This window comes from Brucella sp. H1_1004, assembly GCF_047308065.1.
GTDB classification, from domain to species: domain Bacteria; phylum Pseudomonadota; class Alphaproteobacteria; order Rhizobiales; family Rhizobiaceae; genus Brucella; species Brucella pseudogrignonensis_B.
The window spans coordinates 1,293,844-1,314,234 of record NZ_JAYKZA010000002.1 but is presented as its reverse complement, the minus strand read 5'-3'; the positions used below and the strand labels follow the sequence as shown (position 1 = coordinate 1,314,234).

Genomic DNA, 20,391 nt, shown 5'->3' with positions numbered 1-20,391 from the left:
ATCCCACGACAATTGCCCGGATAAACAATGCCATTACAATAATATACAGTGTTTAACACGTAATATCAAATGATTATTATTGTTTTTATCTTGACGCAATAAAAATTCTTATTGGCAAGTGATTCGGCGTATGCTACCTTTGTGCATAAAGGTTAGTATATAAAGGAGACTACCAATGGCAAGCGCCGCGATTCGCCTCCCGTTCGAAAAAGTCGAACAGGCTCGTCAACTAGCAGCCCACCATAACGTGACCATCAGCGCCCTTATCTCCCGGATGATCACTGATGAGATTAAAAGCCTTGGACTTGAAGATCGCATCGGCATCAACAGGATCAGAGTTAAAACTTTCCCAAATGGCACGTTCGAATTTGATTGCGGGATTGGCCTTCTGATTTGGACGAGTGAGCAGGCGCTTGATGTGGCACATTCAATTGAACGATCCGCTGATGGCGTCAACGACAGATTCAATGTCGATTCAGGTCTTTCGGTGTCGCGTGTGGGGTTGGGTATTCGGCTGTTCAATATGAATACCGGCGAGGAAAGAATGCTTGCGCCGATGATTGCGAAAGAGCTTGCGGAAATGTTGCGGCGCGTTGTCGCCGCCGCTGCCGCTAAGAACTAAAGCACCCCGCCTGCCTATTGCCCGGAAACAAAGGCCACGAACTTGTCAGAATTTAAAAACCCTAATCAGCGCTACACAGGCTGTTCGCCGATGATCCGCCGCCTTATCAACGGCGATCAAGCTGACGATCAGAACAGCAAAATTGGTTCAAATCAGGCTTCCGGGGAACAGTCAAAAGCTATTACAAATCAGACTGTTAAGAGAGAAATCGTTAAAGGTTGTGCAGTAGGAGAAATCACCTCCCCAACACCCCCTCATAACCAGCGTTCAAGAACCACTACACGTAAGCCTTCCAACACCCTAACACTTACGAACCACGCAACACCTAAGCGCTCTAAAGTCCTGCAACAAGCAGTAGCACGCGCAGGCAATCTTAGAAGCAAGCCGTGGCGTAACCTTTGGCAGCATGAAAAGCTCGCGCTCTCTTTTGAAGCAGCAGGCAGGCAGAACGGAAAAGTCTTTACGCTCAATCTCGATCCGACGCATGAAAAGCTTTTGCTGAAGCGTGGCGAGCCTGCCGATGATCTTCGCAGGCGTATTAGTAAAGAATTGAAAGCAGCCTTTGGAGCGCTACCGGCTTACGGCTTCACCTATGAAGTGTCACCTACCGGCAAGCTGCATGTTCACGGCGTTATTGTTCCGCCTTCAAACACCGAAGGCGATATGAAGCTTCTCCGGGAAGCTTTGGCAAAAGCAGGCGGCAAGATTAAAGGTAAAGGGGCAGCGCGGCAGGTTGACGTCTCAGATATTGAAGACGGCTTTGGTTGGGCGGTATATTGCCAGAAAGCATTTGATGTTGTTTGCACTTGGCTTGGCACGAACAGAGTCAGCTACATTTCAAATGATCTTCTCCGGTTGGCAAAGGGCTGATCAGACGTTTCAATCAGAATTTGGTGATAGCTCTCCCAAACACTTCGAGAATAGAACACCTGACAGCAACATTCGTTCGTCACCCTGCTTACCATAAAGCAGACAATTGTTTTCAGCTAAGCAATAAGCTTCATCGACCCTGCGCTTCAGGATTTGCCTATCAGGACTAAGTGGCAGCTCTTTAACGTCTAGGATCGTCAATAACTGCTGATTGTGCGCAATCATCGCAGAATCCATACACTTGCGTAATCGATCATCATTTGCGTAACTAGCGCTATGGAAAAGCACAGCGACGATCAGACTCAAAGCAAACCGATACATGCAGCCCCACAGCTAAATTATTGACCCGCTACCGTTATACGTAAGACAAGGACGGACTCAAATCCCCATAAACGCGCACCAGCAAGCGTTTGACCTTTGGTTGATACAATCCCGGCCCGGAAATGAAACGACTCTCAGTGAGTCTCTACGAGGCCTGATACAATAAACCCGCCCTAGTCCGTCGGGTTATATTTTAAGTGTTCTTCAAGTTCTCTAGCTCTTTAAACGGATACCAGCGAAGCAGTGGCATTCCGCAAGCAGCAGCGTTTGGATTGGTGCTTACCGGACGGGAACCGACAAGGCGAATAGAGATAGTCTTACGGCCAGTATAACCGCCCATAGCGTTCCGTGCATTAGCCTTTACACATACGAACTGCATCTTGCCACCCGGCACGTCCATAACACTCGAAATCTCAGCATCGCGAACCGAATAAGGATCAATCAGATAATCACGGGCATCTTTTACGATTTCCGCCTTGATAGCAGCACTAGGCGGACGTTGTGACGCCATTACGTTATCAACTTGCTGTTGTGATACGCAACCTGTCAAAGCTACACTCGCCGCAGCGATTAAAACTAGATTCTTCATTAGCCCCTCACTATAGATAGTCAATTGACCACTATATCGGCGGTTGTTGCTACGCAAGACGCGAAATGCACTTCCCAGAAACGAAACATCTCTGCGTGAATCTCTATGGGCATAAAGGATCGGATGTATTAACACTCAGACCAGTATAAAGGGATTCATTAATGCGATTTGATTTTAGCGCTACGGCAAGGTTCATGCGCCGTCAATTTATACGGCGGGCCTGGACCACCACTCAACAGAAGTGGACAACCTCTTTCGTTATCTTAGGATTGACGCTGGCCACGTTAGTAGTGCCGCCATTCGGAATCGCTGTGTTTGGGACCGCGTTTGCTGGTTGGGGGGCAGGCGTTATCATTTTGACGCTTTTCTTCGGTCTGGTGGGCAATCGTTTTGGCCTAGAGCGAGAGAAAGCATCATTGTTGCGCGAGATCAAAATATCCAACGGACAAGACTAGTAAGGTTCGTAGCTATCGAATAGCACCAAGCGAGAAACCCCGCCGACTATTTCGGCGGGGTTTCTTTGTCTTACACTACACCGATGGTTTGCCAGACGGTTTTTTCACGCTTGGCTTTACCGGCTTGCTAGCCTTAGCTTTTGAGTGTGCTTTGCTACCGTTCGGCTTAAGGTCGATGTGTGCTGGATTAGGATAGTGATCAAGTGCAGCGCCCGTAGCGGCATCAACACCCATTCCGATCACACCTCCGACAAGAACATTCCCGGCAAATCCAGCCGCGCCGCCGCCCGAAACCTTCGTTTTGATCTCAAGCGCACCCTTCTGATAACCGGGCTTCTCAGCGTATGCCGTGAACTCTTCCTTACGCTTGACCGAAATCGTGCAAGGTGAGCGTCGGCAACTATGTCCATTAGACGTGCTTATTTCAGCGTCCGCTGGTGTGCTGGTGATTGTGACTTTTTCTGTAGTGCCACGCGAAATCGAACCGCAGCCGGTGAGTGTCACCAGCGCAGCAAATACTATTGCTATTTTCATTTAGAAAGGAACCCCATGCCCCGAACGTAAGTTGCAGAGCGCTGAAACCACAACCTGCTAATATTAGTCAAGCAAGACATGAGTAGTATGTTCAAGTTAGATCGAAGTTATCCACAGGCGAGACAAAAGAAGAACAACCGTCACAAAATCTTGCCTGTCACAATGTCACAAAATTGAATTTTAGATAAAGCTAATAATTAAATAATTACAATTACTTATAAGTCTACGCGATGAGAGAAATGAAAATTCGAGTCTCTCATCGCCCACCATATTTTCCGATAATTTAGATCGAAAATATAAAGTTCCCCTTGGGTTTAATAAACCTAGTGGCCTTTCTTATGCACTGCTTCCACCCTCTGTAAAATCTCCATTACAAGACATATGCAACCCCCAGTTGAACGATCGCGTTCTGAATTTTACTGGCTGTATAAGAGGTGTATGCCCACCAGAAATCGAGTGGGCATAGCTATTCGCCTGTCAGAGCCGGATCACATAGTCTTTTCGGGTCGTTTCTATAACTTCCCATGTTCCCTTGAAGCCAGGACGAATAATGAAGCGGTCGCCTGCAACGAGTTCACGACTTTTTCCGCCCTCCTCCGTGACAATCGAACGGCCAGACAGGATATAACAATATTCCCATTCGTCATATTCGATGCGCCATTTTCCCGGCGTGCTTTCCCATATGCCTGCGAATAGCCTGCCGTCGGCGCTTTCTTCAAAATTCCATGTGAGGAATCGTGGATCACCTGAAAGAACGCGCTCCGGTAACGGAGCGCTTTCTTCAGGTTTCACACCATTGATCTCAAAGCTGAGAAATTGGCTCATCCTATCAGACCTTCGCAAGTGCCTGTTCGATGTCAGCGATAATATCATCTGCATCTTCGATACCGATAGACAGACGCACAACATCTGGGCCAGCGCCCGCCGCAACCTTCTGCTCATCGGTCAACTGACGATGCGTGGTCGACGCTGGGTGAATCACGAGCGAACGGGTGTCGCCAATATTAGCCAGCAGCGAGAAAAGTTCGAGACTATCGACGAATTTAACGCCAGCTTCATAACCGCTCTTGAGACCGAAGGTGAAAACAGAACCGGCACCCTTCGGCGAATATTTCTGCTGAAGTGCATGATATTTATCATGCGGCAGGCCTGCGTAATTAACCCACGACACTTTTTCATGGCCATGCAGCCATGTAGCGACCTTCAAAGCATTATCCACATGACGCTGCATACGCAGCGGCAATGTTTCAACGCCCGTTAGAATCTGAAACGCATTGAAAGGTGAAATCGAAGGGCCAAAATCACGAAGGCCAAGCACGCGTGCAGCAATAGCAAAAGAGATATTACCGAATGTTTTGTGCAGTTCGAGACCTGCATAATCAGGCCGTGCTTCTGTCAGAAGCGGATAGTTGCCTGACTTGGCCCAATCGAATGTGCCAGCATCAACGAGAATGCCGCCCATCGAATTGCCATGACCGCCGATGAATTTTGTCAGCGAGTGCACAACAATATCGGCGCCATGCTCAATCGGGCGCACGAGATAAGGCGACGCCAGCGTGTTATCGACGATCAATGGCAGGCCGTGCTTATGTGCGATTTCGGCAATGGCTTCTATATCAATGACAATACCGCCCGGATTAGCAAAACTTTCAATGAAGATTGCGCGCGTCTTGCTATCGATCTGCTTAGCAAAATCAGTTGGGTTGGTTGCGTCCGCCCAGCGAACCTGCCAGCCAAATGATTTAAACGACTGACCAAACTGGTTGATCGAACCGCCGTAAAGCTGACGTGCCGCGATGAAGTTATCACCTGGTTGCAACAGTGTATGAAACACCAGCAATTGTGCTGCATGGCCCGAAGCCGTTGCGACCGCTGCCGTGCCGCCTTCAAGTGCTGCAATGCGCTCTTCCAAAACGGCAGTGGTTGGGTTTGTGATACGCGTATAAATATTGCCAAAGGCCTGAAGGCCAAACAAAGACGCAGCATGGTCGGCATCGTCAAACACAAACGAAGTCGTTTGATAGATTGGCGTGGCACGCGCGCCCGTTGTCGGATCCGGCTTTGCGCCAGCGTGAATTGCCAAGGTTTCGATACCGGGTGAGCGTTTAGACATGAGTTCCTCCTGACAGCCTATGCCATATGATATGAGCGGACGTTAGGCTTTGGCTGCAAGAAAGCAAAGGAGGATTTTGCGTGATAGCCTCAAATCGCAGAAATTAATTCTACAATTTTAACTCACCCTATGAGGCGCGGATATTCGATAGCCGGACAGCGATCCATGATAACTTTTATACCTTTGCTTTTGGCGGTTTGGGCAGCTTCAACATGAATCACATTAAGCTGCGTCCATAAAACTGAAGGTCGTTTTTTCAAAGCCATAATCTCATCAACAATGCCCGGAAGCGCATCAGACGCGCGAAATACATCAACCATATCAATCGGCTCATCAATATCAGCAAGCTGCCCTACCACGCGCTGTCCGTGGATGGTCTTTCCCACCTGCCCCGGATTAACCGGGATAACGTGATAGCCATGATCAAGCAGAAACTTCATCACGCCATTGCTGGGGCGCTCCGGCTTTGGCGAAGCACCGAGCAAAGCAATCGTTTTGACGGTTCGAAGAATATCGCGAATCTCATTATCCGAAGATATCTGCATATCGGTCCTCCAAAGGCGGCTTTGCCACATTGGATGTAAACATACCGCACGACTGACTTGCAAGGTCGTACCCACTCACCCCATTCATTATTATAAGGGAGAGAAAATGATTATAAGGGAGAGAAAATGAATATCAGTGCCACACACAACACGAGCCTAGGCCCGGTCATGAGCCTTGAAGATTTGCGAGCTTTCATGAAGCGTGAATTTCCGCAGCTTGATGAAAGTTTCGAGATTGTCTCTCTTGATAACGGATCAGCAACCATGCACCTGCACGCAGATGATCAGCACCTGCGGCCCGGCGGCACAGTTTCCGGCCCTTCGCTCTTTGCGCTAGCTGATGTGACTGCCTATGCTGCAATTCTCGGCCATATCGGGCCTGTGGCGCTGGCAGTGACGACTAATCTTAATATCAATTTTCTGCGCAAGGCCAATCCCGGCACAGTGGAAGCTGTTGCAAGGATTCTGAAGCTTGGAAAGCGCCTCGCGGTGCTGGAGATAAGCATGATAAGCAGCGAAACCGGTGAACTTATTGCGCATGCGACCGCAACTTATTCCATTCCACCTCGTTAAAAACTACGGTATTATAATACCAATATTATAAGCCATTATTTTTATTACATTTTTAAAAGATTGATATAAAAACAACGCTTGACGGCTTGTCTTAGTTTGTGTATCGACCCGCCCAGACCATATGAAAGCTCGCTTTCGTGTGTTCTCACGGTCGGCTGTCATCAAGACAGGCAGAACCAAACAAGCAACAAGAAAAGCCCGGATCGCAAGGTCAGGGATTAGTCAAGGAAGACTTCAATGGCAACTTTTTCTCAGAAGCCAGCCGAAGTGGTGAAGAAGTGGATTCTGATCGACGCAGAAGGTCTCGTCGTCGGTCGTCTCGCATCACTCGTCGCCAATCGCCTGCGCGGTAAGCACAAAGCAACTTTCACTCCACACGTTGACGATGGCGACAATGTCATCATCATCAATGCTGACAAGGTTGTTCTTACCGGTAAGAAGTACACCGACAAGGTTTACTACTGGCACACTGGTCACCCAGGTGGCATCAAGGAACGTACTGCTCGCCAGATTCTCGAAGGCCGTTTCCCAGAACGCGTTCTTGAAAAGGCTATCGAGCGCATGATCCCACGCGGTCCTCTTGGCCGTCGCCAGATGAAAAACCTGCGCGTTTATGCAGGTGCAGAACATCAGCATGAAGCTCAGCAGCCAGAAGTTCTGGACGTTGCAGCGCTGAACCGCAAGAACAAAGGGAATGCATAATCATGGCTGAGCAGCTCAACTCGCTCGAAGAACTCGGCAGCGTAGCGTCGGCCTCCGCCGCAGCTCCAGTTCACGTCCAGAAGATCGACGCTCAGGGCCGCGCTTATGCGACCGGCAAGCGTAAAGACGCGATTGCTCGCGTTTGGGTCAAGCCAGGTTCCGGCAAGATCACTGTAAATGGCAAAGAATTTGCTGCGTATTTCGCACGTCCGGTTCTGCAGATGATCCTGCAGCAGCCAATTATCGCGTCAAACCGCGCTGGTCAGTTCGATGTTGTTGCTACCGTTGTTGGTGGTGGTCTTTCCGGTCAGGCCGGTGCTGTTCGTCACGGCATCTCCAAGGCACTCACCTACTACGAACCAGGCCTTCGCACGGTTCTTAAGAAGGGCGGCTTCCTTACCCGTGACAGCCGCGTTGTTGAACGTAAGAAGTACGGTAAGGCCAAGGCTCGCCGTTCGTTCCAGTTCTCGAAGCGTTAATATTTATCGCTTTGGAATTACAGAAAAGCGGGCCTTCGGGTCCGCTTTTTTATTACGAGCTGTCTTAAAAAAAAGCCGGAATTAGTCAATGTCATCACAACACTTCGCCCAAACACCACAACCACCCTACTTCGTTGTTTCGTTTTCGTCGCAGCGCTTGGACGATGACGACGGCTATGGTGAAATGGCAGACCGCATGGCAAAACTTGCTGCTAAGCAGCCCGGCTATATTGGTGTTGAAAGTGCGCGCGATGCGGAAGGCTTTGGCATCACCAATTCATTCTGGATCGATGAAGACAGCATTCGCGCATGGAAGCGCGATGTCGATCATCTTTTGGCGCAAAAACTTGGTCGTCAGCAATGGTATGAAGCATATTGCGTTCGCATTGCACGTGTAGAACGTGCTTACGGTTTTGATGCGAAAACTGCATAAAGCAATCTCCCATTTTGCTTCATGAAGCGCTATGAGAGTTGTAACGCCATCCGGGAGACGGCCATGCCCTCAAAGACAATTGACCATGCTTTCACCGCTCGCAGCCTGACAAGTGCTGCCACTGATCCCACCCATGCCGGTGTGCTGTCATTTATGCGGCGTCTTTACAGTAAATCGTTGAAAGGTGCAGAAGCCGTGGTCTGGGGTATTCCATTCGATGCGGCGGTCTCTAATCGTCCGGGCGCACGGTTTGGTCCGCAGGCCATTCGGCGTGCATCGGCAATTTTCGACAATGATCCGCAATATCCATTCGAGCGCGATCTGTTTGAAGACCTTGCTGTCATCGACTACGGTGATTGCCTGCTTGATTATGGCAATCATTATAAGACGCCAGCGACGATCGAGCGCGAAGCTGCGAAAATCCTCGAATCCGATGCATTTTTGCTAACACTTGGCGGCGATCATTTCGTTACATGGCCTCTACTAAAAGCTCATGCAGCAAAATATGGCCCACTGGCACTTGTTCAGTTCGATGCGCATCAGGATACGTGGTTTGATGATGGAAAGCGCATCGATCATGGCTCTTTTGTTGCGCGCGCGGTTCGTGACGGGATTATCGACCCCGAACATTCGATCCAGGTCGGTATTCGCACACACGCGCCAGAAGATTGCGGCATCAAGATCATTTATGGTCACGAAGTCGAGGATATGTCGGCCCAGACAATCGCTGACGAAATCCTGAAACGGACTAATGACAAAAAGACCTATCTGACATTCGATATTGATTGTCTTGACCCAGCTTTCGCGCCGGGGACAGGAACACCCGTCGCCGGCGGTCCTTCATCTGCAAAAATGCTTTCCGTACTTCGCAAGCTGACGGAACTTGATTTTGTGGGTGCGGATGTTGTCGAAGTTACACCGGCTTATGATCATGCTGATATAACGGCTATCGCGGGAGCGACAATCGCAATGTATTATCTCGGGCTGCTGGCTGAACAAAAAGCACGACGACGATAGGCCCCGCTCATAAACTGATTCAAGCAGCTGAAAAATTGATTCCGAATATTGATGCAACTTTCTGAAATTAAAGGCAAAGCGCATGAAACCGAAAATCTTCATCGACGGCGAACACGGCACAACTGGTCTGCAAATTCGCAGCCGCCTTGCCGAACGCGACGATCTTGAAGTGATTTCAATCCCGGAAGCCGAGCGCCGCAACAAGGATCTGCGCGCCGATTATCTGCGCGCCGCCGACATCGCAATTCTCTGCCTGCCAGATGATGCATCTAAAGAATCCGTCGCGCTGCTTGAAGGCCATAACGCGACACGGATTATCGATACATCGACAGCACATCGCATTCATTCGGACTGGGCCTATGGCTTTGCCGAGCTTGCCAAAGGGCAGCGCGAGCGGATTGCGGAAGCGCGTCTCGTTGCCAATCCCGGCTGCTATCCGACAGGTGCAATCGCATTGGTGCGCCCATTGCGCGATGCTGGTCTACTGGCTGCAGATTACCCGGTCAGCGTTAATGCCGTTTCGGGCTATACGGGTGGCGGCAAACAAATGATCGCGCAGATGGAAGATAAAAACCATCCAGAGCATCTGGCATCCAACAACTTTCTCTATGGTCTGCCGCTGCATCACAAGCATGTGCCGGAGCTGCAATTGCATGGCCGTCTGGATCGCCGTCCGATCTTTGCCCCAAGCGTGGGTCGTTTCCCGCAGGGTATGATTGTTCAGGTTCCGCTGTTTCTGACTGAACTTGAAGGCAATCCATCGCTCAAGGATATCCATGCAGCTCTGACCGCCCATTATGCCGATCAGGATATTGTGGAAGTGGTTCCGCTTGAAGAAAGCAGCAAGCTTTCGCGCGTTGATGCGGAAGAGCTTGCAGGCAAGGACGGCATGAAGCTATTTGTGTTTGGCACCGAAGGCGACAATCAAGTCAACCTCGTGGCTCTGCTCGACAATCTTGGCAAAGGCGCATCTGGTGCCGCGGTTCAAAACATGAACCTGATGCTTGGCAAATGATGGGATTTTAAATGAAAAGCCCGGCTTGAAGCCGGGCTTTTTTTATTCCTGATAAGCGCCCTTGGTTGCACGCCAGTGGGCGACAGCAAAGGCCAGAACCATCAGTGCCACAAACTGATGTGTTAGCCCCAGATCAAGCGGCACGCTCATGAGAAGCGTAACAACGCCAATGGCAGCTTGCACGAGTATAAGCCCCAGCAGGACAATTGTGCGACGCGCATGAGTGGTTCCTGCCGCATGTTTCCAGACCTGCACCAAATGCAGGATGGCCAAAACAACGACTGTATAAGCAAACATGCGATGCACGAATTGCACCGTTTTCGGGTTTTCAAACAGATTGATCCACCACGGCGACTGAATGAACAAATCGGACGGGATGATCGCACCATCCATCAATGGCCATGTATTATAGGTCAGGCCCGCATGAAGACCCGCGACCAGCCCGCCAAGATAAATCTGTACAAGCACGGCAAATACCAGCCATCCTGCGAAACGCTGGATCGCGCGCTCTGCGGGTCGTTCGGTATATTTCACCAAACCGCGCGCAATATAAAATACAGCGGTAATAATTAGGCAGGCAGTCGTCAAATGGATTGCAAGGCGATACTGGCTAACGCTCGTGCGCTCGCTTAAGCCCGAAGCCACCATCCACCAGCCGATAGCGCCCTGAAAACCGCCCAATGCGAGAAGTCCGAGCATACGATATTTCAGTGTCGTGTTGAGACGGCCAGTCAGCCAAAAAAAGGCGAGCGGAATAGCGACCAGAAAGCCCACGAAACGGGCCAGCATACGATGCGCCCACTCCCACCAGAAGATCGACTGAAAGGCTTCCAGTGACATGCCTTTGTTAATCTGCTGATATTGTGGAATCTGGCGATACTTATCGAACTCCTCCAGCCATTCGGCATGGTTAAGCGGCGGAATAACGCCATGGATCGGCTTCCACTCGGTAATCGACAGGCCCGAGCCTGTCATGCGGGTGGCGCCGCCGACCATGACAATCGCAATCAGCACGACAAAAACCGCATAGAGCCAATACCGGATCAACCGACGATTTGTATCATCGCGGGATCTTGTTGCGCCCTGCCCTTCATGTCGAACGGTAACTGCCGCCATGCCATCTCTTCCTTCAATATTTAGTCAGGGATACATGCCGCATAGGTGGGGCAGTTACAAGACAAGTTCACGCGACAAGCCGACGCGTTTTCGCTTCCTTTGCTTGTCCTCACGCGTTAGTGAGAAATGGAAAGAGGGAGAAAGACATGCCCGTTCGGCTCAAAAAACTCATAGGCACATTTTTACTTGTAGCCCTTGTGATCATCTATGCAGTTTTTGCGACGATAATCGCTGTTGCACAGCTGGCGGAGTCACCGGCATGGGTGCATCTGCTCTATTTCTTCTTAACCGGACTGCTCTGGGTTTTGCCTGCCATGGCAATCATCTGGTGGATGGCGCAGCCGCCACGCCAGAAGCGTCATTGATGCGTTGACCGAGGCGTATTGACGTGACCGACAATGCAAAAGCCTGTCTTACGCCGCATATCATAGCGGATTATGCAGAGCTTTGTGCGCTATGGTCGTCATGCGATGCATTATACGGTAATGCGCAATCTTTCGACTGGATCAACACATGGCGCGATCACGTTAATACGGATAGTTTTGTTGCAGTGTTGTGCATGGGCGATGTTCCGGTTTTAATGGCGCCGCTTGAACCCGTTATTGTCAGTGGCACGCATATTCTGCGTTATCCCGGTGGCACCCACGCAAATTGCAACTTCCCATGGCTCAATCGTTCTCTGGCACACACGATAGACGATGCCAGTGTCGATGCTCTGGTTGTCGCAATTGGCGATGCAAAGCCTGAGACAGATGTTATCAGTCTCACGAGACAATTGCCTTCACTCTCGGGATTTTCTAATCCACTGCTGCTTCTGAAAAGTGAGAAAAACCATAATCCGGTGCTGACAGCATCGCTTGATTTGGGCTTCGACGCAGTTCTCAAGCATGGCAATGCCAAGCGCAAACTGAAAAAGCATCGGCAACACGAACGTCGTTACAACGAAAATGGTGGGTGGCGCATCTATACGCCCGGCAGCCGTGGTGAGTCTGACCAGATACTCGATATCTTCTTTACGCTTAAGGCACATCGTTTCCGGCAAATGGGTATCAATAACCCTTTTGCAGATTCTGCCATTCAGGCTTTTTTCAAAGAGCTTTTTGGAAATGCCATTGGCCGTGACAAAAGAGAGTTCGAGCTTAAAGCCCTTGAGGTCGATGGCAAAACTCGCTCGATTATCGGCAAAGTATTTTCAGAAAACGGCCCAACAGTTGAGTTCAACGCGATTGCTGACGATGAACTGGTAACAGCCAGCCCCGGCGAATTTCTATTCTTCGAAGATATTAAGGGTATTTGTGATACAGGCTTATCACATTACAGTTTTGGTATTGGTGATGAACCTTATAAGCGTGAATGGTGCGATATCGAGGCTTGCGTGTACGACACCATTATTCCACTCACATTAAAAGGGCGGGCCTTTACAGTATTGCAATCCGCTCGGAAAAAGCTGGCTGCAAAGATCAAGGGAAACCCGCGCCTGTGGCAGTTGGTAAAACGTTTGCGAAGCAAAGTTGCGGGACGCTGATTATTTAATTTAAGCAGTTGCGAATTTGATTCACCGTGAGGCGCTAAGCCTCTAATTAGGAATCGAAATCAGACGAGCGCATCTTCGGGCTTTTCCATTAGAATAATAACGTCTTCATAGCCGCCCTGATCCATATCGAGCGCTGCTGCAACCACGCCATTATCGTCGGGGTCAACGATATTCATAACGATTGCAGCCAGACCGTCCGCAATGCGCCGTATCTGACGTGACGTAGAAGGGCCGCACTCGACCACAACAAAGTCATAGACGGTTTCCAGCGCATCCAGAATATAAGGCAAGCGTTCAGCCGAACGCATCGCGCTCTCAGGCTCTACCTTACCAAGCGGCATGACATGCGCCTGCGAAAAATGGTCTGTATGGATAACATCGTTGAAACGACGCTCGCCAGAGAGAAGCTCGGTGATACCCGTATCGTTGCTACTTTCAAGCATAGCCTGACCAAGAGTGCCGTGGGCAGTCATATCGATAAGGATTGCGCGCTTACCCCTATCTGCCAGTTCACGGACCAATCGCACCGTCGATGCAGAGGCTTCGTCTCCCTCTGGTGAAACCGCAATCACGCGCTTCAACTTTCCATTTATAACACGATCAGCAACGCTTTTTACGCTATTGGGACTATCTGGAACTTGTGTCTCATTTTCTTCCGAACTGATCGGAGCGCCCGACATAAACGGCGACGTCCAGCGACTTGCAGACCGACCTTCAGACGAAACCTCCTCTTCTGAAGGCTGTTCAAAGGCCATATCCGTCGTAGCCTCGATCACTGGCATTTCAATCTCTTCTGCGGCGGCATATCGCCTTCCATCCGCTGTTATGAAAGCACGACCACTGAACAGTTCACGCAACAACAAGAAGATCGAAAAGAAGAGCAATCCCGCAACAAAGGTTGCGCTGACGATTGGCAGTACCTTTGGATAATAAGGCTCACTGGGTGCATCAGCACGCGAGAATATCCGTGCATCTGCTGGCACATAATTGCGATCTGTGCGCGAGGCAGCTTCGCGATAACGGGTCAGATAGGTTTCCAGAAGCTGCCGCTGTGCTGTCGCTTCACGCTCAAGCGCACGCAGTTCAACCTCTTGCGTACCAGCCTGCGCTGCTTGCGCCTTCACGCGATTAAGTTCGCGATTGAGTTCTACCTCACGCAGTTTCGCAGCATTCACCTCATTGTTGAGGCTTGTCAGCAACTTGCTGCCCTCGGCAGCAATCTGCCGGTCAAGGTCAGCAAGCTGTGAACGCAGAGCTTTGATGCGTGGGTGGCCTTCAAGCAGCGTTACCGACAAGTCAGCAATCTGCGAATTAAGTTCAATGCGACGCTCCGCAAGTCGCTGCATCATTCCCGAAGCGACAACATCGGGCAAAGTATCAACAGAAATACCTGCCGACAGTGCTTGCCGAACGCTTTGCGCTCGCGCTTCTGACGCTGCACGGCTTGCCCGAACACGTGAAAGCTCCGACGCAACCTCTGAAAGCTGCTGAGTTGCAATAGTGCTATTTGCCTGCCCGGTCAAAAGCCCTTGTGAGGCGCGGTAATCAGCAACCTTCTTTTCAGATTCTCGAACCTTACCGCGTAAATCTTCAATTTCTGGCGCAAGCCAGCCAGTCGCATCGTCATTCGACTGGAGTTTTGCAGCTTCTTGTAACGCGATGTAGGCGTCAGCAACTGCATTTGCTATGTCTGCCGCTTCCCGCGCGTCGGGCGATGTATATTGCACAACAATCACGCGGGAACCGGTAACGTTAAAAACTTGCAAATTCTGACGCAGCTTTTGAAGTACGAGTTCTTGCGGTGTCAGGTTTTCAGGATTGTTGCGCATGCCAAGGAGAATCAAGACACGCGTCCAGGGCTTTATATTTATTGAGGTAAATGCCGGATTCTCTGTCAGCTTCAGCTTATCGGAGACCTGCTTGAGCAGATCGCCAGAAGTCATAACCTCGACCTGACTTCTCACGCCCTCCGGATCCATCAATGGGCGTTCAGCTGTGGTTTCACCGTTAGGACGTGTAAAAACGGATTCACGCGTTTCAATCAGAATGCGGGTTTCTGCACGATAATCAGGAGTAATCAGCAAACAAAGAAGCCAAGCCAGCACCGCCATAATGGCAGCGCCACCCAAAATCAAAAGCCAGTTACGGCGCAAGCTCGTAAAAAGTGCACCAATATCAATATCAGCGTCACCCGGCTGACTATCGACTTCAGACATCCGACACTCCGTCCGATACTCAGCATGTGCGGTTTCTGATCAACCACCCTCGCCTTCTAACGGCTTCAATCCCAATTTCATTTAGAATGGTAAACGAACAAGGTAACCAGAGGGTTAAATTGCATACCATTCGTAACTTCATGTACCGGGAAAGATTTTTCATAAGAACTCGCGTTCTTTACCAGCCATTAACCTTAATCAATCGATAACATCGTCTATCAACATTTGGGTGTTCGCATCTGAATAGCTGAATTTGGCAAGGCTTTTCGGAAGAGACCGAGGCGAAGATGACTATGCAGAAAACTCATAAAAAGCGCATAAGCCGTTTGGCTTTTGTTGCGCTCGGCCTTGCGGCAATGACGCTTTCCGCATGCTCCAGCTATCGCCCTGCTCCTGACGCTTTTCATGCCGCGCTTAACGAGCCCTATTTGCTCAATGCGGGCGATCGTGTACGCATTACAGTGTTTGAACAGGCAAGCCTCACCAACAGTTACTCCGTCGATCAATCCGGCTATATTGCATTTCCACTCATCGGCAGTGTTCCGGCCAGCGGCAAAACCGTTAAACAGCTTGAAGGTGCAATCGCGTCCAAGCTTCGCGGCGGCTATTTGCGCGATCCTGACGTAAGTGTTGAAGTGGATCGCTATCGCCCGATCTTCATCATGGGCGAAGTCGGTGGTGCAGGCCAGTATTCCTATGTTCCCGGCATGACCGTGCAGAAAGCAATTGCTGCGGCTGGTGGTTTCAGCCCACGCGCCAATCAGGAAAATGTCGATGTTACGCGAACAATTAACGACAAAGTTATCACAGGCCGCGTTCTGATTTCTGATCCGATTTTGCCGGGCGACACGGTTTATGTGCGCGAACGTCTGTTCTGATGGCGATCAATGTCAGATGAAAAGAACATGGCTCCCTTACGGATTGTCCATTGTTTTCGGGAGCCGACGGGCGGTCTTTTCCGTCATGTCCGCGATCTCATCCGCGTTCAGGCTGCCAATGGGCACGAAGTCGGGATCCTTTGTGACGCCACAACCGGCGGACCGCGTGAGGATGCACTTCTCGAAGAATTACGGCCTCAGCTATCGCTTGGGATTCATCGCATTACAATGCAAAGGCATATCGGCTTTGGCGACGTCAGAGCAGCATACAAAGCCTATCGCATTATTAAGAAATTGCAGCCGGACATATTACACGGACATGGCGCCAAAGGCGGCGTTTATGCGCGTCTGTTCGGTTCAGTCTTACGGGTTTTTAAGTCTCGCGTAGCCCGTATCTATTCACCGCATGGCGGCAGCCTGCATTTTGACCGAAAAACGCGCAAAGGTAGTGTCGTTTTTCTGGCCGAAAAAATGCTGGCACCGCTCAGCGATGCCATCCTGTTCGTTTCCAACTTCGAGAAGCGAACCTATGAAGACAAGGTCGGCAGGCCATATGATCTTCATGCGGTCATCTATAATGGCTTGGCGGATGCCGAGTTTGTTCATACGCCCCTAGCTGATAACGCGACCGATCTGCTTTTTGTCGGCACCATGCGCGATTTGAAAGGTCCAGACCTGCTGATCCGGGCGCTTGCCGAACTCCGGGACAATCATGGAAAGCGCCTGACACTCACTATGATCGGTGATGGGGCCGAAAAGCAGGATTTTGTCGCACTCGCCAACGACCTCGGTCTCAATGACCAGATCCGTTTTCTACCCGGATTGGCCGCGCGCGAAGCGTTTCCACTCGGTCGCATTATGGTCATACCGTCGCGTGCCGAAGCGTTTCCCTATATCGTTCTTGAGGCTCTCGCCGCAGGCAAGCCGGTCATCGCCAGCAATGTTGGTGGAATACCAGAAATCTTCGGCAAAGCTAGCACTGCACTCATGCGACCTGACGTAACCCATCTCAAAGATAAGCTTCTATCAGTTCTCAACGATGAAAATATTTTTCGAGCTTCCATGCCTGACGCAGCGCGCTTGCACGAGCGATTTAGCCTACATGCAATGGCACAATCTATAGAATTGATTTACCGTGAGGCACGTTCCTGACAATCTCTTTGCCATCAGCATCTTTTAATCAGAATTTCCTTAGGATTTGCCATTAAGATAGTCTGGCACTTTGATTATTAGGGGTAAAACCGTGCGGGATAACGATACGCCTTCTCCAGTCGAAACAGAAGGAAACAATGTCAGCGGCACGAATAGTTCCAAACACAAAGAACACATCGAGTTAAACCCTATGGCGCGCCAGATGGCTGCGCAGTATGCCCGTGACAACCTATCGCCAAGCATGCTGAGCGGTGTCATTCGCCTGATTGAGTTTGGTATTGTCTTTCTGACAGGCGCAGTAAGCCTATCGTATTATGTCAGCTTTCAGACGCCGCATCTTGTTTATTACTTCCTCATCATGCTCGTTGGCGGCGGCCTGTTTGTGCTGTTGATGGAAATCAACAATGGCTATCAAATTAACATCCTGCGCAGCCCAAGCCGTCATCTCAAACGAGTCATCATCAGTTGGGCAACGGTGCTCGGTGCCGTTGCTGTCACAGGCTTCTTGCTCAAGGTTTCATCTGACTTTTCGCGCGCCTGGTTTTTGATCTGGGCTTTAAGCGGCCTGATTATCCTAATCATATCAAGATTGTTTGTGTCCTGGAGAATACGCCGCTGGGCACGCAATGGCATTTTAGAGCGCCGCGCGGTCATTGTGGGCGGCGGACCAAATGCTGAAGCCTTGATCCGCTCGCTGGAACAACAATCTGATAACGACATTCGCATTTGCGGTATCTTCGATGACCGCGATGACAAGCGATCGCCTCCGATCGTTGCCGGTTATCCTAAGCTCGGAAATATCAAAGAGCTGATCGAGTTTGCACGCATTGCACGCATCGACATGCTGATCGTCTCACTGCCGATCAGTGCGGAAGAACGTATTCTGACGATCCTCAACAAGCTCTGGGTATTGCCAGTCGATATTCGTTTGTCTGCGGTCAACAGTCACCTTCGTTTCCGCCCACGTGCCTACTCATACATCGGCACGGTGCCTATGCTCGACATTTTTGATAAACCAATCAATGACTGGGATTCAGTCGCTAAACGCATTTTCGATATTGTCTTCAGTCTGCTCGGTATCGTCTTGCTCTCGCCGATCATGTTGGCAACTGCGATTGCCATCAAACTCGATAGCAAAGGCCCCGTTCTGTTCAAGCAAAAGCGCCATGGCTTTAACAACGAAGTCATCAATGTCTGGAAGTTCCGCTCGATGTATACCGACCAGAATGATCCGACAGCACGCAACGCAGTGACGAAAAATGATCCGCGCGTGACGAAAGTCGGCCGCTTCATTCGCAAAGCTTCTATTGATGAGCTACCGCAGTTTTTCAATTCGTTGACGGGTTCACTGTCACTTGTCGGTCCTCGCCCACATGCAATTGCAGCGCACTCGCACAATGTCCTCTATAATGAGGTTGTTGATGGCTATTTTGCACGCCATCGCGTCAAACCGGGCGTCACCGGATGGGCACAGATCAATGGCTGGCGCGGTGAAATCGATAATGACGACAAAATCCGCATGCGCACCGAATATGATCTCTATTATATTGAAAACTGGTCGCTTTGGTTTGATCTTAAAATACTCTTCCTCACGCCAGTTCGGCTCCTGAATACGGAAAACGCTTATTGAGTTCGCTCGCACATAGCTCCGGCGGCGTTTCAGAAACGCGTCGTCTGTTGCCTGCACATAGCGTTGCAGGCAAACGTGCGCTCAACAGGATAATCAGTAATTTCGGCATTGGCTTAGGTGTTTTTCTGCTCGGCTTCGTAATGAGCGAGCCAGCGCCTTATGAAATCTATATGGTCGGGCTTATTTCGGTAGCCCTGCTTTTCGGAATGCGACTGACGCGCACCAGCATGGTTCTATTGGCTCTTCTGACAGCTTTTAATTTTGGTGGCATGTTATCGGTCATGCAAATGGCCGATACGAAAAATGCACCACTCTATATTGCTGTTTCGCTGTTTCTGGCTTTCACAGCGGTGTTCTATGCCGCAATCATTGAAGCAGACTATCGACGGCTAAACACAATCTTCAATGCCTATCTTCTGGTTGCATTCATTTCGTCAGCACTTGGCATTGCAGGCTATCTCAACCTCTTTCCGGGGGCCGACATCTTCACGCGTTATGGCCGCGCAAAGGGTGCTTTTCAGGACCCCAATGTTTACGCACCTTTTTTGATACTGCCATTTTCATGGTGCCTATATCGTATCATGCGCGGTAATCCTCGTGATCTGTTGACATATATCCCACTCTGCTGCTTCCTGACGCTTGGTATTCTCGTGTCATTCTCGCGCGCCGCATGGGCAATGGCTCCCCTCTCCTTTCTTTGCATTTTTGCGGTTCTGTTTCTTCAAAGCGAAAGCAACAAGCTTCGATTGCGGCTGGTAGTTATCGGCACCCTCGCTGTTGTAATGATCATCTTTGCAATCTTGCTGCTGCTGCAAATTCCAGACGTCAGAACATTCTTCTTTGAACGTGCTCAGCTTGAACAGAGTTATGATAGCGAGCGTCTTGGGCGGTTCGCGCGGCACTGGCTTGGCATGTGGCTCGCTACCGAACATCCTTTGGGAATTGGGCCGCTCGAATTCGCACCTTTATTTGGCGAGGATACTCATAATACATGGCTGAAAGCTGTTCTCGAATACGGCTGGATCGGCTTTGTGAGTTTCATCACGCTCACCGTCTTATCATTGGCAATTGGTTTCAAACTTCTATTTAGAAATCGCCCGTGGCAACCTTATTTACTTTGTGCCTATGCGACCTATCTCGGTCACGCGCTTATCAGCAACGTGATCGACATCGATCACTGGCGGCACTTTTATTTATTGTTCGGAATTATATGGGGCTGTGCAGGGCTAGAATATAAATACCAGTTAAAAAATCATCAGCCCTACAGAGACCTACAGTGCAACTCCTGATTTATACCGCCGCAGCCTTGTTTGAAATTGCAGGATGCTTTTGCTTTTGGGCATGGCTTAAGCTCGATAAATCTCCCCTATGGCTTATTCCCGGCGTTATCTGCCTTGCCTTGTTTGCTTATCTACTCACACTGATCGAAAGCGACGCCGCCGGACGCGCTTATGCGGCTTACGGGGGTATTTATATCGTTGCTTCCATTTTATGGATATGGGCAGCTGAAGGAATGCGCCCTGACCGCTGGGACATTATTGGTGCGACTGTTGCGTTGGCAGGGACTTGCATCATTCTATTCATGCCACGCACTTAA

At 50.1% G+C, this 20,391-nt stretch carries 23 protein-coding genes; 16 read left to right on the top strand and 7 right to left on the bottom strand.

Going from position 1 to position 20,391, the window contains the following annotated elements:
- Positions 1 to 175 precede the first annotated feature (175 nt).
- Both U2P60_RS13630 and U2P60_RS13625 read left to right on the top strand, forming a co-directional pair.
- A complete protein-coding gene (locus U2P60_RS13630; protein WP_413573023.1) occupies positions 176 to 622 on the top strand; it encodes a hypothetical protein in 447 nt (148 codons plus the stop codon).
- A gap of 42 nt (positions 623 to 664) precedes the next feature.
- On the top strand, positions 665 to 1,492 hold the full coding sequence (locus tag U2P60_RS13625) for a hypothetical protein (RefSeq protein WP_413573022.1): 828 nt from the start codon (positions 665 to 667) through the stop codon (positions 1,490 to 1,492).
- A 514-nt stretch (positions 1,493 to 2,006) separates the two neighbouring features.
- On the opposite strand, the gene U2P60_RS13620 is transcribed toward U2P60_RS13625, so the two are convergent.
- Positions 2,007 to 2,402 (bottom strand): hypothetical protein, encoded by a 396-nt coding sequence (locus U2P60_RS13620; protein ID WP_413573021.1) that lies wholly within the window; start codon positions 2,400 to 2,402, stop codon positions 2,007 to 2,009.
- Between the two features lie 161 nt (positions 2,403 to 2,563).
- Here U2P60_RS13620 and U2P60_RS13615 point away from each other — a divergent pair, with 161 nt between their 5' ends.
- Positions 2,564 to 2,857 (top strand): hypothetical protein, encoded by a 294-nt coding sequence (locus tag U2P60_RS13615; protein ID WP_413573020.1) that lies wholly within the window; start codon positions 2,564 to 2,566, stop codon positions 2,855 to 2,857.
- Positions 2,858 to 2,932: 75 nt separating this feature from the next.
- On the opposite strand, the gene U2P60_RS13610 is transcribed toward U2P60_RS13615, so the two are convergent.
- The 4 genes from U2P60_RS13610 to U2P60_RS13595 all read right to left on the bottom strand — a co-directional run bounded on the left by U2P60_RS13610 (position 2,933) and on the right by U2P60_RS13595 (position 6,049).
- Positions 2,933 to 3,391, bottom strand: a complete 459-nt coding sequence (locus tag U2P60_RS13610; protein ID WP_413573019.1) for a translation initiation factor 2 — start codon at positions 3,389 to 3,391, stop codon at positions 2,933 to 2,935.
- Positions 3,392 to 3,868: 477 nt separating this feature from the next.
- Positions 3,869 to 4,216: a cupin domain-containing protein gene (locus U2P60_RS13605; RefSeq protein WP_413573018.1), complete on the bottom strand. Its 348-nt coding sequence runs from the start codon at positions 4,214 to 4,216 to the stop codon at positions 3,869 to 3,871.
- A gap of 4 nt (positions 4,217 to 4,220) precedes the next feature.
- Positions 4,221 to 5,504: an O-acetylhomoserine aminocarboxypropyltransferase gene (locus U2P60_RS13600; protein ID WP_310010429.1), complete on the bottom strand. Its 1,284-nt coding sequence runs from the start codon at positions 5,502 to 5,504 to the stop codon at positions 4,221 to 4,223.
- 122 nt (positions 5,505 to 5,626) lie between these two features.
- Positions 5,627 to 6,049: a CoA-binding protein gene (locus tag U2P60_RS13595; protein WP_413573017.1), complete on the bottom strand. Its 423-nt coding sequence runs from the start codon at positions 6,047 to 6,049 to the stop codon at positions 5,627 to 5,629.
- A 126-nt stretch (positions 6,050 to 6,175) separates the two neighbouring features.
- Here U2P60_RS13595 and U2P60_RS13590 point away from each other — a divergent pair, with 126 nt between their 5' ends.
- The 6 genes from U2P60_RS13590 to argC all read left to right on the top strand — a co-directional run bounded on the left by U2P60_RS13590 (position 6,176) and on the right by argC (position 10,268).
- On the top strand, positions 6,176 to 6,622 hold the full coding sequence (locus tag U2P60_RS13590; RefSeq protein ID WP_413573016.1) for a PaaI family thioesterase: 447 nt from the start codon (positions 6,176 to 6,178) through the stop codon (positions 6,620 to 6,622).
- A gap of 237 nt (positions 6,623 to 6,859) precedes the next feature.
- Positions 6,860 to 7,324 carry a 50S ribosomal protein L13 gene (rplM, locus tag U2P60_RS13585; RefSeq protein WP_007874511.1) on the top strand — a complete coding sequence of 155 codons (465 nt, stop codon included), beginning with the start codon at positions 6,860 to 6,862 and terminating at the stop codon, positions 7,322 to 7,324.
- A gap of 2 nt (positions 7,325 to 7,326) precedes the next feature.
- Positions 7,327 to 7,803, top strand: a complete 477-nt coding sequence (gene rpsI, locus U2P60_RS13580; protein WP_250039637.1) for a 30S ribosomal protein S9 — start codon at positions 7,327 to 7,329, stop codon at positions 7,801 to 7,803.
- An 88-nt stretch (positions 7,804 to 7,891) separates the two neighbouring features.
- Positions 7,892 to 8,236: an antibiotic biosynthesis monooxygenase family protein gene (locus tag U2P60_RS13575; protein ID WP_413573015.1), complete on the top strand. Its 345-nt coding sequence runs from the start codon at positions 7,892 to 7,894 to the stop codon at positions 8,234 to 8,236.
- 63 nt (positions 8,237 to 8,299) lie between these two features.
- Positions 8,300 to 9,253, top strand: a complete 954-nt coding sequence (gene speB, locus U2P60_RS13570) for an agmatinase (RefSeq protein ID WP_413573014.1) — start codon at positions 8,300 to 8,302, stop codon at positions 9,251 to 9,253.
- Between the two features lie 82 nt (positions 9,254 to 9,335).
- Complete coding sequence (argC, locus tag U2P60_RS13565; protein WP_413573013.1) at positions 9,336 to 10,268, top strand: N-acetyl-gamma-glutamyl-phosphate reductase; 933 nt, start codon at positions 9,336 to 9,338, stop codon at positions 10,266 to 10,268.
- Between the two features lie 42 nt (positions 10,269 to 10,310).
- Here argC and U2P60_RS13560 read toward each other — a convergent pair whose 3' ends face one another.
- On the bottom strand, positions 10,311 to 11,384 hold the full coding sequence (locus tag U2P60_RS13560) for a COX15/CtaA family protein (protein WP_413573012.1): 1,074 nt from the start codon (positions 11,382 to 11,384) through the stop codon (positions 10,311 to 10,313).
- Between the two features lie 146 nt (positions 11,385 to 11,530).
- Here U2P60_RS13560 and U2P60_RS13555 point away from each other — a divergent pair, with 146 nt between their 5' ends.
- Positions 11,531 to 11,749, top strand: coding sequence for a DUF2842 domain-containing protein (locus U2P60_RS13555; RefSeq protein ID WP_339508369.1), 219 nt, complete (start codon positions 11,531 to 11,533; stop codon positions 11,747 to 11,749).
- Between the two features lie 23 nt (positions 11,750 to 11,772).
- Positions 11,773 to 12,909 (top strand): GNAT family N-acetyltransferase, encoded by a 1,137-nt coding sequence (locus tag U2P60_RS13550; RefSeq protein WP_413573011.1) that lies wholly within the window; start codon positions 11,773 to 11,775, stop codon positions 12,907 to 12,909.
- Between the two features lie 68 nt (positions 12,910 to 12,977).
- Here the strand turns inward: U2P60_RS13550 and U2P60_RS13545 are convergent, their stop codons facing one another.
- Positions 12,978 to 15,134: a GumC family protein gene (locus U2P60_RS13545; RefSeq protein ID WP_413573010.1), complete on the bottom strand. Its 2,157-nt coding sequence runs from the start codon at positions 15,132 to 15,134 to the stop codon at positions 12,978 to 12,980.
- Between the two features lie 293 nt (positions 15,135 to 15,427).
- Between U2P60_RS13545 and U2P60_RS13540 the strand changes: the two genes are divergently transcribed.
- The 5 genes from U2P60_RS13540 to U2P60_RS13520 all read left to right on the top strand — a co-directional run bounded on the left by U2P60_RS13540 (position 15,428) and on the right by U2P60_RS13520 (position 20,391).
- Positions 15,428 to 16,012 (top strand): polysaccharide biosynthesis/export family protein, encoded by a 585-nt coding sequence (locus U2P60_RS13540; protein ID WP_313828331.1) that lies wholly within the window; start codon positions 15,428 to 15,430, stop codon positions 16,010 to 16,012.
- A gap of 9 nt (positions 16,013 to 16,021) precedes the next feature.
- Positions 16,022 to 17,164 (top strand): glycosyltransferase, encoded by a 1,143-nt coding sequence (locus tag U2P60_RS13535; protein WP_413573009.1) that lies wholly within the window; start codon positions 16,022 to 16,024, stop codon positions 17,162 to 17,164.
- A 91-nt stretch (positions 17,165 to 17,255) separates the two neighbouring features.
- Positions 17,256 to 18,794 (top strand): undecaprenyl-phosphate glucose phosphotransferase, encoded by a 1,539-nt coding sequence (locus U2P60_RS13530; protein WP_413573008.1) that lies wholly within the window; start codon positions 17,256 to 17,258, stop codon positions 18,792 to 18,794.
- On the top strand, positions 18,791 to 20,083 hold the full coding sequence (locus U2P60_RS13525; protein ID WP_413573007.1) for an O-antigen ligase family protein: 1,293 nt from the start codon (positions 18,791 to 18,793) through the stop codon (positions 20,081 to 20,083). Before U2P60_RS13530 ends, U2P60_RS13525 begins: the two co-directional genes overlap by 4 nt.
- On the top strand, positions 20,071 to 20,391 hold the full coding sequence (locus tag U2P60_RS13520) for a YnfA family protein (protein ID WP_413573006.1): 321 nt from the start codon (positions 20,071 to 20,073) through the stop codon (positions 20,389 to 20,391). Before U2P60_RS13525 ends, U2P60_RS13520 begins: the two co-directional genes overlap by 13 nt.

Coding starts and splice junctions, on each gene's coding strand:
- U2P60_RS13630 (WP_413573023.1), top strand. CDS start 176: ATGGCAAGCGCCGCGATTCGCCTCCCGTTCGAAAAAGTCGAACAGGCT.
- U2P60_RS13620 (WP_413573021.1), bottom strand. CDS start 2,402: ATGAAGAATCTAGTTTTAATCGCTGCGGCGAGTGTAGCTTTGACAGGT.
- U2P60_RS13615 (WP_413573020.1), top strand. CDS start 2,564: ATGCGATTTGATTTTAGCGCTACGGCAAGGTTCATGCGCCGTCAATTT.
- U2P60_RS13610 (WP_413573019.1), bottom strand. CDS start 3,391: ATGAAAATAGCAATAGTATTTGCTGCGCTGGTGACACTCACCGGCTGC.
- U2P60_RS13605 (WP_413573018.1), bottom strand. CDS start 4,216: ATGAGCCAATTTCTCAGCTTTGAGATCAATGGTGTGAAACCTGAAGAA.
- U2P60_RS13600 (WP_310010429.1), bottom strand. CDS start 5,504: ATGTCTAAACGCTCACCCGGTATCGAAACCTTGGCAATTCACGCTGGC.
- U2P60_RS13595 (WP_413573017.1), bottom strand. CDS start 6,049: ATGCAGATATCTTCGGATAATGAGATTCGCGATATTCTTCGAACCGTC.
- U2P60_RS13590 (WP_413573016.1), top strand. CDS start 6,176: ATGAATATCAGTGCCACACACAACACGAGCCTAGGCCCGGTCATGAGC.
- rplM (WP_007874511.1), top strand. CDS start 6,860: ATGGCAACTTTTTCTCAGAAGCCAGCCGAAGTGGTGAAGAAGTGGATT.
- rpsI (WP_250039637.1), top strand. CDS start 7,327: ATGGCTGAGCAGCTCAACTCGCTCGAAGAACTCGGCAGCGTAGCGTCG.
- U2P60_RS13575 (WP_413573015.1), top strand. CDS start 7,892: ATGTCATCACAACACTTCGCCCAAACACCACAACCACCCTACTTCGTT.
- speB (WP_413573014.1), top strand. CDS start 8,300: ATGCCCTCAAAGACAATTGACCATGCTTTCACCGCTCGCAGCCTGACA.
- argC (WP_413573013.1), top strand. CDS start 9,336: ATGAAACCGAAAATCTTCATCGACGGCGAACACGGCACAACTGGTCTG.
- U2P60_RS13560 (WP_413573012.1), bottom strand. CDS start 11,384: ATGGCGGCAGTTACCGTTCGACATGAAGGGCAGGGCGCAACAAGATCC.
- U2P60_RS13555 (WP_339508369.1), top strand. CDS start 11,531: ATGCCCGTTCGGCTCAAAAAACTCATAGGCACATTTTTACTTGTAGCC.
- U2P60_RS13545 (WP_413573010.1), bottom strand. CDS start 15,134: ATGTCTGAAGTCGATAGTCAGCCGGGTGACGCTGATATTGATATTGGT.
- U2P60_RS13540 (WP_313828331.1), top strand. CDS start 15,428: ATGCAGAAAACTCATAAAAAGCGCATAAGCCGTTTGGCTTTTGTTGCG.
- U2P60_RS13535 (WP_413573009.1), top strand. CDS start 16,022: ATGTCAGATGAAAAGAACATGGCTCCCTTACGGATTGTCCATTGTTTT.